Origin of the sequence: Streptomyces sp. NPDC058872, assembly GCF_042743065.1 — a bacterium.
Classification (GTDB): Bacteria; Actinomycetota; Actinomycetes; order Streptomycetales; family Streptomycetaceae; genus Streptomyces.
In genome coordinates this window covers 120,990-131,178 of record NZ_JBHYMK010000019.1, presented here as the reverse complement: position 1 = coordinate 131,178, position 10,189 = coordinate 120,990, and the positions used below count along the sequence as shown (strand labels likewise).

General features: G+C 69.3%; 6 protein-coding genes. 2 read left to right on the top strand and 4 right to left on the bottom strand.

Features of this window, described 5'->3' with window-relative positions; all coding sequences use genetic code 11:
* Window positions 1–160: 160 nt before the first annotated feature.
* The 4 genes from ACFW22_RS15195 to ACFW22_RS15180 all read right to left on the bottom strand — a co-directional run bounded on the left by ACFW22_RS15195 (window position 161) and on the right by ACFW22_RS15180 (window position 4,090).
* On the bottom strand, window positions 161–544 hold the full coding sequence (locus tag ACFW22_RS15195) for a transposase (protein ID WP_386403539.1): 384 nt from the start codon (window positions 542–544) through the stop codon (window positions 161–163).
* 240 nt (window positions 545–784) lie between these two features.
* Window positions 785–1,387, bottom strand: coding sequence for a hypothetical protein (locus ACFW22_RS15190; RefSeq protein WP_386403537.1), 603 nt, complete (start codon window positions 1,385–1,387; stop codon window positions 785–787).
* Window positions 1,388–2,152: 765 nt separating this feature from the next.
* Complete coding sequence (locus ACFW22_RS15185; protein WP_386403535.1) at window positions 2,153–3,682, bottom strand: helix-turn-helix domain-containing protein; 1,530 nt, start codon at window positions 3,680–3,682, stop codon at window positions 2,153–2,155.
* A 51-nt stretch (window positions 3,683–3,733) separates the two neighbouring features.
* A complete protein-coding gene (locus ACFW22_RS15180) occupies window positions 3,734–4,090 on the bottom strand; it encodes a VOC family protein (protein WP_384885267.1) in 357 nt (118 codons plus the stop codon).
* 528 nt (window positions 4,091–4,618) lie between these two features.
* Here ACFW22_RS15180 and acnA point away from each other — a divergent pair.
* Both acnA and ngcE read left to right on the top strand, forming a co-directional pair.
* Complete coding sequence (gene acnA, locus ACFW22_RS15175; RefSeq protein ID WP_386403531.1) at window positions 4,619–7,333, top strand: aconitate hydratase AcnA; 2,715 nt, start codon at window positions 4,619–4,621, stop codon at window positions 7,331–7,333.
* Between the two features lie 1,303 nt (window positions 7,334–8,636).
* Entirely contained in the window at window positions 8,637–10,082 is a 1,446-nt protein-coding gene (gene ngcE, locus ACFW22_RS15170; RefSeq protein ID WP_386403528.1) for an N-acetylglucosamine/diacetylchitobiose ABC transporter substrate-binding protein, read from the top strand.
* Window positions 10,083–10,189: the final 107 nt, after the last annotated feature.

Here is a 10,189-nt window from a genome sequence, read left to right as displayed (position 1 = left end):
CCCGGGGCGGGCCGGCGGGCCCGCGGGCCCCGGGGGCATGAGTTTCGTGCAACCCCGCGCCCCCACCGCCCGGGGGGGTGCCGGCGGACCCGCCGCCACGCCCCGGACACCACAAGGCCGCCGGTGGTTCCCCGAAGCCGGGGCCCGAACACCTCTTGAGTCACTGGTACGGGGGCTGGCCGAGGTCTCGTCTGCGCTCCTCCAGGCACCGCGCCCACAGTTCGTACGCCTGGTGCGCCTCGCGCACCGACCCTTCGGCGAACACCTCGTCGGCGAAGCCCACCGCGGCGGCCTGCTCCACCACGCGGACCAGGTGCGCCGCCACCGTGCCCAGGCGCTCGGCATGCGCCCGCCGCAGCTCGGGCGCCAGCTCGTCCTCGCGGGCGGCCATCGGCTCGACTGACTTGCGCTGCCCGTCCGTGAGCAGGCCCCTCGGACAGACCTGCCCCCACCGACGCCGGTCGTTCCTCGCGAACGGTTCGAAGGCCTCTGTCGCGAAGTCCTCCAACTCGCCATGTACAGAAGCGATCTCGTCCGGAGTCATACTCTCCCAATGCAACACCCGGCCAGAAGGAAACGCTCAGCCACAGCCAACATCACCAAGCCCTACTAGCGGCCCTGCCGCCAACGGGTACGCGGTCCACGGCGTCCGGCACGGCGACCTCGCCGTTCGGCCAGGTCTTCGGCGACGCCTGCGTCCGACGCCATGCCCCCACCACGCGTCGCCCCGCCGGACGGATCCGTAGGGGCGACGCGCTGTTCGGCACATGCCGCACCAGCCGTATCAGTAGTACTCGACCTTCGCGTCGGCCCTCACGGGATTGACCGTGTCGAAGACGATGCGGTTCGCCTTCTCCTCGACGTAGAAGGACCCGGGGTAGACCTCACGCGTCACGGTCTTCTCCAGCTCGGCGCTGGTCACCCAGACGGACGTGGATGACGAGGTCGCACCGGCCGCCTGCACGACGGGCGCGGGCAGTTCCGTCAGCGGCAGCGGAGCCCGGGTGAACGTCCAGTCGGTCCGGCTGACGAGCGCCTTCATGTCCGCGGCCGTGGTGTCGAAGTAGCCCACCAGACGAATGTCGCTCGGCCCCGGGACGCGTCCCGAGTCCTGGGTGAGGTCGATGGCGCACCACTGGGTGCTCACGACTTTGCCCAGCACGGAGAAACGCGCGGTGATCTGCTCCGTCGAACCGCTCAGCTCGCACGTGCCCGCCGGCTCTGCGCTCGACGCCCTGCCGGCCCCGGGCTCCGCCCCGGCACCGTCGGCGGCCTTGGTGGCGCCGCAGGACGCGGTGAGCAGCACGGTGAGCGCGGTCGCCGCGGCCCGTACGGCCGGGGTGGTCCCGGCCGCCCTGCCGGGTCGACTGCGTCGACGGCTCGTCATCGTCCCCCACCTCCGGATGTCTTCGAGGACCCAAGGATGTCACCACGCGTCCACATGACCGTCCGGGTGACGGTACCCCGCGCGATGAAGGGCTTGGCCCGTCCGAGCGTCTCCCACCGGCCGTTCTCCCGCCGCAGGCGTCTGAGCTCTTCTTTCTCGGCGGGGGGTCATGCCGACGTCACCCCCCGCCGTCCGCCGCCTGGTTGTGGGTCCGGTCGTCGCGGACCCACTTGCGCAGGGCCTTCAGACGGATGCCAGGCCGTGGGCGATGTCGCTGAGGGAACGGTCCGGTGAGGGACGCACCGGGGCCACCGCGTCACGCTTGAACTCTCCGGGGGAGTCCTTCCGCTTTGCCGCCTGGGACCGCTTCCCCCGGATGACGGAACAACCAGTGTCCGGGGGGCGGGATTTCGGGGTCACTCCAGAACGTGTCGGGACCCCGGCGGCCTCGAAGGCGACGCCGAACGCCTCCTCGTACGGGCTGGAGGCCGGGGAACCGGTCGCCTCCCTCGCGTGCTGGCCAGGGCACTTTGCCCCTGGGTTCGCCCTGCGGAAGCACTCCCACTTCCTGCCTCGTGCGGGCGCACGGGGCGGCGGCGCCATCGACGCGATTTTCGCGTGGCCCCGACCGCGAAGGCGACCGGTGCGGAAAGCAACCCGCAGGAGCCCACCGGCCGAAGTCCCGGAGGAGCCCCACGGGTGCCACCGCACCCCTCCCCGGCCTGCTCAAGGGCAGGTCAGACAAGGCACGGTGGCGTCTTCACGTCAGATGTCCCGGAAGATCTCGATCTGCGCGCCGATCGAGTTGAGGCGCTCCGCGAGGTCCTCGTACCCCCGGTTGATGACGTAGACGTTGCGGAGGACGGAGGTGCCCTCGGCGGCCATCATGGCCAGCAGGACGACCACCGCGGGGCGGAGGGCCGGCGGGCACATCATCTCGGCGGCGCGCCAGCGGGTGGGGCCCTCCACCAGGACGCGGTGGGGGTCCAGGAGTTGGAGGCGGCCGCCGAGGCGGTTGAGGTCGGTGAGGTAGATGGCGCGGTTGTCGTAGACCCAGTCGTGGATGAGGGTCTTGCCCTGGGCGGTGGCCGCGATGGCCGCGAAGAAGGGGACGTTGTCGATGTTGAGGCCGGGGAACGGCATCGGGTGGATCTTGTCGATCGGCGCCTCCAGCTTGGAGGGACGGACCGTCAGGTCGACCAGTCGGGTGCGCCCGTTGTCCGCCGGGTACTCCGCCGAGCGGTCGTGGTCCAGGCCCATCTCCTCCAGGACCGCGAGCTCGATCTCCATGAACTCGATGGGGACCCGTCGGATCGTCAGCTCCGACTCGGTGACGACCGCGGCGGCGAGCAGGCTCATCGCCTCGACCGGGTCCTCGGAGGGGGAGTAGTCGACGTCCACGTCGATCTGCGGCACGCCGTGCACGGTCAGGGTGGTGGTGCCGATGCCCTCGACCCGGACGCCGAGCGCCTCCAGGAAGAAGCAGAGGTCCTGGACCATGTAGTTGGAGGAGGCGTTGCGGATGACGGTCACGCCGTCGTGCCGGGCGGCGGCGAGCAGGGCGTTCTCGGTGACCGTGTCCCCGCGCTCGGTCAGGACGATCGGGCGGTTGGGGGAGACGGAGCGCTCGACCTGGGCGTGGTAGATGCCCTCGGTGGCCGTGACCTCCAGGCCGAAGCGGCGCAGCGCGATCATGTGCGGTTCGATCGTCCGGGTGCCGAGGTCGCAACCGCCGGCGTACGGCAGCTTGAAGCGGTCCATGCGGTGCAGCAGCGGGCCGAGGAACATGATGATCGAGCGGGTGCGGATGGCGGCCTCGGCGTCGATGGCCTCCATGTCGAGCTCGGCCGGCGGGACGATCTCCAGGTCCACGCCGTCGTTGACCCAACGGGTCCGGACGCCGATGGAGTTCAGGACTTCCAGGAGTCGGAAGACCTCCTCGATCCGGGCGACGCGGCGCAGGACCGTGCGGCCCTTGTTGAGGAGGGAGGCGCAGAGCAGCGCGACACAGGCGTTCTTGCTGGTCTTGACGTCGATGGAGCCGGAGAGCCGACGGCGGCCGACGACCCGGAGGTGCATGGGGCCGGCGTAGCCGAGGGACACGATCTCGCTGTCGAGGGCTTCGCCGATCCGGGCGATCATCTCAAGGCTGATGTTCTGATTGCCGCGCTCGATCCGGTTGACGGCGCTCTGGCTCGTGGCCAGTGCGTCGGCGAGCTGCGTCTGCGTCCAGCCACGGTGCTGCCGGGCGTCACGGATGAGCTTGCCGATGCGTACGAGGTAGTCGTCTGCCATGGCGTCACGTTATCTCAGATATGAGATGTGATTCGCCAGGGGGGTGAGGCATCAGGGTGAGTCGCCGTGGGCAGTCGGGTGACTCGGCTCGTAGAGGGGGAGTTCGGTGCCGCTCGGCAGTCGAACGGCGGCGAGCAGCCCCCAGCCCTGGTCGGTGATGGCCCGTGAGATCTCCGCGCCCCGGTCCTCCAGCGTCTTCAGGGTCTCCGCGATGTCGTCGCACATGAGGTAGACCTCGTCCTTCGGCTCCTCCTGCGTCGGATGCACGGCGATCTCGGAGGGGGGTAGTCGGAAGACGAGCCAGCCGTCCCCGGCGTCCACGTAGGGGAAGCCGACGACGTCCTTGAGGAAGGCCCGGTCGGCCTCCGCGTCCCGGGTGTAGAGGACCACGTGCGCGCCACTGAACATGGGTCGATCGTCGGTCGCGGAGCCCGTCCGGGCAATCGGGCCGCGTCCGTACGGGGTGGGGCGCAGGGTGGCCGGCGTCGGATGCTCGATCCGGAGCCCTTCGGGGAGGGGGCGTTCCTCCGTCCGGAAGGGGCTTCCGGCCCGTGGGGTCCGGCGCCCCGGTCCCCTGTTCCCTCCCCGCCCCTCTGTTCCCTCCCTGCCCCTCTGCCCCTCCCCGCCCTCTGTTCTCCCTCCCCGGCGCCGCCCGGTGCGATCGCGTCCGTGACGGGGGTCGTCGGGGCTCGTGGCCCGTGCGACCCGGGCCGGCGGGCGTGGCGACCCGATCGGGCGGGGAGGTTGGCAGCATGCCAGGCATGACCGCGCGGCGGTGATGTACTAGAGTTATCTCGACATCGAGATATCTGCCGAGGCGCACCGCTGCCGCCACCCCGGTAAGGGTTACCTAACTTAGCCTTACCTTAGCGGATCGACGACGTGTACGTGGCGGCAGGATGTGATGGAACGCGCACATATATGAAGGAGACTGTCGTGTCGGCGAACAGCTTCGACGCCCGCAGCACGCTGCGCGTGGGCGACGAGTCGTACGAGATCTTCAAGCTGGACAAGGTCGAGGGCTCCGCGCGCCTCCCTTACAGCCTGAAGGTCCTCCTGGAGAACCTGCTCCGCACCGAGGACGGCGCGAACATCACCGCCGACCACATCCGGGCCCTCGGCAACTGGGACTCGCAGGCTCAGCCGAGCCAGGAGATCCAGTTCACGCCCGCCCGCGTGATCATGCAGGACTTCACCGGTGTTCCGTGTGTCGTCGACCTCGCCACCATGCGCGAGGCCGTCGCGGCCCTCGGCGGTGACCCGGCGAAGATCAACCCGCTGTCCCCGGCCGAGATGGTCATCGACCACTCCGTCATCGCCGACAAGTTCGGCACCAACGACGCCTTCGCGCAGAACGTCGAGCTGGAGTACGGCCGCAACCGCGAGCGCTACCAGTTCCTGCGCTGGGGCCAGACCGCCTTCGACGACTTCAAGGTCGTCCCGCCCGGCACCGGCATCGTCCACCAGGTGAACATCGAGCACCTGGCCCGCACGGTCATGGTCCGCAACGGCCAGGCCTACCCCGACACCCTGGTCGGCACCGACTCGCACACCACCATGGTCAACGGCCTCGGTGTGCTGGGCTGGGGCGTCGGCGGCATCGAGGCCGAGGCCGCGATGCTCGGCCAGCCGGTCTCCATGCTCATCCCGCGCGTCGTCGGCTTCAAGCTGACCGGTGAGCTCACCCCCGGCACCACCGCCACCGACCTGGTGCTGACCATCACCGAGATGCTCCGCAAGCACGGCGTCGTCGGCAAGTTCGTCGAGTTCTACGGTGAGGGCGTCGCCGCCACCTCCCTCGCGAACCGCGCCACCATCGGCAACATGTCGCCGGAGTTCGGCTCCACCGCCGCGGTCTTCCCGATCGACGGCGAGACCCTGAACTACCTCAAGCTGACCGGCCGCTCCGAGCAGCAGGTCGCGCTCGTCGAGGCGTACGCCAAGGAGCAGGGCCTCTGGCTCGACCCGGCCGCCGAGCCCGACTTCTCCGAGAAGCTGGAGCTCGACCTCTCCACGGTCGTCCCGTCGATCGCCGGCCCGAAGCGCCCGCAGGACCGCATCGTCCTCGCGAACGCCGCCGCCCAGTTCGCCCAGGACGTCCGCAACTACGTCGCCACCGCCGACGAGGCGGGCGAGGAGTCCTTCCCGGCCTCCGACTCCCCGGCCGTCAGCGACGGCGTCCCGTCGAACCCGGTCGAGGTGACCGCCCCCGACGGCACCACCTACACGATCGACCACGGCGCCGTCACCGTCGCCGCGATCACCTCCTGCACCAACACGTCGAACCCGTACGTGATGGTCGCCGCCGCGCTCGTCGCGAAGAAGGCCGTGGAGAAGGGCCTGACCCGCAAGCCGTGGGTCAAGACCACCCTCGCCCCGGGCTCGAAGGTCGTCACCGACTACTTCGACAAGGCGGGCCTCACCCCGTACCTCGACAAGGTCGGCTTCAACCTCGTCGGCTACGGCTGCACCACCTGCATCGGCAACTCCGGCCCACTGCCGGAGGAGGTCTCCAAGGCCGTCAACGAGCACGACCTGGCCGTGACCTCGGTGCTCTCGGGCAACCGCAACTTCGAGGGTCGCATCAACCCCGACGTCAAGATGAACTACCTGGCCTCCCCGCCGCTGGTCGTCGCGTACGCCCTCGCGGGTTCCATGAAGGTGGACATCACCAAGGACGCCCTCGGCGTCGACCAGGACGGCAAGCCGGTCCACCTGGCCGACATCTGGCCGACCGAGGCCGAGGTCAACGACGTCGTCGCCAACGCCATCGGCGAGGACATGTTCAGCAAGTCCTACCAGGACGTCTTCGCGGGCGACGCCCAGTGGCAGGCGCTGCCGATCCCGACCGGCAACACCTTCGAGTGGGACGCCGAGTCCACCTACGTGCGCAAGCCCCCGTACTTCGAGGGCATGACGATGGAGACCACCCCGGTCGCCGACATCGCCGGCGCCCGCGTCCTGGCCAAGCTGGGCGACTCGGTCACCACCGACCACATCTCCCCGGCCGGTGCCATCAAGGCCGACACCCCGGCCGGCAAGTACCTCACCGAGCACGGTGTGGAGCGTCGTGACTTCAACTCCTACGGTTCGCGCCGTGGCAACCACGAGGTCATGATCCGCGGCACCTTCGCCAACATCCGCCTGCGCAACCAGATCGCGCCGGGCACCGAGGGCGGCTACACCCGCGACTTCACCCAGGCCGACGCGCCGGTGTCGTTCATCTACGACGCCTCGCAGAACTACCAGGCCGCCGGCACCCCGCTGGTCATCCTGGGCGGCAAGGAGTACGGCTCCGGCTCCTCCCGCGACTGGGCCGCCAAGGGCACCGCGCTCCTCGGCGTCAAGGCCGTCATCACCGAGTCGTACGAGCGCATCCACCGCTCGAACCTCATCGGCATGGGCGTCCTGCCGCTCCAGTTCCCGGCCGGCCAGTCGGCCGACTCGCTCGGCCTGACCGGTGAGGAGACCTTCTCCATCACGGGCATCACCGAGCTGAACGAGGGCACCACGCCGAGCACGGTCAAGGTCACCACCGACACCGGTGTGGAGTTCGACGCGGTCGTCCGCATCGACACCCCTGGTGAGGCGGACTACTACCGCAACGGCGGCATCATGCAGTACGTGCTGCGCAACCTGATCCGCGGCTGACACCAGCACGCCGTCCGGTAGGCGAAAAGGGCCCCGCTCCTCGCAAGAGGAGTGGGGCCTTCGCCTTTCCCCGCGCAGGACGTGACGGCGCCCGCCGGGGCGACGCCTCCCGCCGTGGACGCGATGTGCGGCAGGGGCGGCGCGCCCGTGCGGTTCGGGCCCGAGGCAGTGGGCGGGCGGCGCTCCGGCCCGTGCGGCAGCACTGTCCGACCGGGGTCGACGAGATGCTGCTGCCGCCCTCGGCGAAGGTCCTCGCCCCTGGGGAGGGGGCGAAGCACCGGCTCGTACCGGTCGGCGTCGACATGGCAGTCCGGTGGCAGTGGCACCCGGATGTCATGGGTGTTCTCCCCCGTCCACACCACCAGACCACCATGCCGCCGGATGGTCACGAAGACGCCCCCGCAGCAATCGGTGACGCAGTCGTTGCTCGACGGCTCGACCCGCCGCGGTTCATCCCCCGCTCGCAGCGGCCACGTTTCGGGCGGGCCGATCGGCATCTCGTGCAAGAGGCTCGAATCGCCGTCGGGGGGATCGTCTCCACGACGTCCACGCCGTCGACCATCACACGGATCCGCGCCGACGGTCGCCATGACCCCGGATCCGCGGGGGCGGGCCGAAGGGAAAGGGCGTTGAACGGCTCGGAAAGCTCCACCTCCGCACGGTCCCACCTCCGGGACCGGACCCTCGCTCACGCCCGTCCGGCACGGCCTGCCGGCCCGAACGTCCCCGTCGTGGGGCGTTCGGCAAACCGAGCACCCCCTGCCGTCGGGTGCGGCGACGTTCCCCGGGGCGCGGCCTCAAGCCGGCCCGCGAACGCCCCGGCCCTCGGCGCACGCCCGAGGGCCCGGTACGCAGGATGGTGCCTGGCCGTCCCGCACGCCGGTCATGAACCCTTTGTGGATCATGTGTTCCCCCATCAACCGTTCACCCCCTTCGCCCCTCTCCTCCTGTGCCTCTCCCCCCGCCCGCGGGGTGACTCCCGAGTCGGAGGGGGCCCCTGATGTCGTGTCAAGGGGGGAACGCCGTGGATGGTTGGACGAAACGCCGCAGATACCGCCTGCTTATCCCGGAGGTCTCAACTCGGGAAAGATGGCCGGAGAAACCTGCTTTCGATCTTGCTCAGGCGAAGGGAAGTGGACTATACCTGTCGGCGTCCAGCCAGTCGGAGCAATCCGACGACGGCCCGACGCGTGCACGACCCGGCTGCAATTAACCGCGGTGGCGGGGCCCTTCGCCTGTGGCGAGCGAGATACGGGCGACCGGTACACCGCCTGAGTCCTGAAATGAAGGCGAGGACTTGAGCATGGGATCCACCTCCGCACACAACGGTGAGGGCCTCGGCCGTCGCGATCTGATCAAGCGCTCGGCCGCTATCGGTCTGATCTCCGTACCGACGATGGGCTTCCTGTCCGCCTGCGCCAGTAGCGGTGGCAGTGGCAATGAAAAGGTCGACAAGGGGACGAAGTCCGACAAGAACCCGCTCGGGGTGAACGAGTCGGCACCGCTCGATTTCGTCCTTTTCGACGGCGGATTCGGACAGGAGTACGCCAAGGACGCGATCAAGGTCTACGAGGCGAATTACCCCAAGGCCCAGGTCAAGTTCACTCCCACCCAGAAGATCACCACCACCCTGCAGCCGCGCTTCAACGGCGGCACCCCGCCGGACCTCATCGACAACTCCGGTGCCGAGCAGATGGACATGGGCGTCCTGGTCGGTCAGAAGCAGCTGACCGACCTCACCCCGCTCCTGGACGCCCCCTCCATCGACGACCCGAGCAAGAAGGTCCGCGACACCCTGCGGCCCGGCATCGTCGAGATGGGCCAGTTCGACGGCGACCCGGTGTGGATCATGTACTACGCCTACACGGTCTACGGCGTGTGGTACTCCCAGAAGCTCCTCGACTCCCTCGACGCGCAGTACCCCGAGACCTGGGACGAGATGCTGGCCGTCTGCGAGAAGGCCAAGAAGAGGGGCATCGCCGGCTGGACGTACGCCGGCAAGCACCCGTACTACATCCCCTTCTCGCTCTACCCGATGATCGGCAAGGTCGGCGGCCGGGAGGTCCTGGACGCCATCGACAACCTGGAGCCGAAGGCCTGGGAGCACCCCGCGGTCAAGGCCTGCTTCGAGGCGTACTACGAGCTGTACCGCAAGGGCTACATCCTCAAGGGCACCCCGGGCCTCGACCACATCCAGTCGCAGACCGCCTGGACCGAGGGCAAGGCGCTCTTCATCCCGAACGGCTCCTGGGTCGAGAACGAGGCCGCGAAGACCATGCCGGCCGACTTCGACCTGGCGGTCTCCGGCCCGACCGGCATCGACTCCTCGGACAAGATGCCCTTCGGCACCATCTGGGCCTCCGGCGGCGAGCCCTTCATCGTCCCGGCGAAGGCGAAGAACCCGGAGGGCGGCCTGGAGCAGCTGCGCATCATGCTCAGTGAGGCCTCCTCCAAGAACTTCACGCAGTCGGTGAAGTCCCTGACCGCCCTCAACGGCGGCACCGACGGCATCGACCTGACCCCGGGCCTCAAGTCCGGCGTCGCCGCGCTGGACAAGGCGGGCCAGAACGTCGTCAACCCGCGCCTCCAGGACTGGTACGTCGCCCTCCAGAAGGAGAAGATCGGCGTCGCCGGCCTCGGCGAGATGATGGCCGGCCGTGCTACCCCTGCCGAGACGATCAAGAAGATCCAGAAGTACGCCGATGAAGCGGCCAAGGACTCGAGCATCAAGCACTACAAGCACCAGTGAGCGGTGCCGGGGCCCCTTCCCGCCGACCGGGAGCGGGCCCCGGCCCTTTGCGCGCGGCATCAGCAGCGCGTGGCACCAGCGGCGCCTCTCCGCGGGAAGATCGGGGT

What these genes read in the sequence shown, in the direction of transcription:
- ACFW22_RS15195 (WP_386403539.1), bottom strand. Translation starts at nt 544, where the DNA reads ATGACTCCGGACGAGATCGCTTCTGTACATGGCGAGTTGGAGGACTTC.
- ACFW22_RS15190 (WP_386403537.1), bottom strand. Translation starts at nt 1,387, where the DNA reads ATGACGAGCCGTCGACGCAGTCGACCCGGCAGGGCGGCCGGGACCACC.
- ACFW22_RS15185 (WP_386403535.1), bottom strand. Translation starts at nt 3,682, where the DNA reads ATGGCAGACGACTACCTCGTACGCATCGGCAAGCTCATCCGTGACGCC.
- ACFW22_RS15180 (WP_384885267.1), bottom strand. Translation starts at nt 4,090, where the DNA reads ATGTTCAGTGGCGCGCACGTGGTCCTCTACACCCGGGACGCGGAGGCC.
- ngcE (WP_386403528.1), top strand. Translation starts at nt 8,637, where the DNA reads ATGGGATCCACCTCCGCACACAACGGTGAGGGCCTCGGCCGTCGCGAT.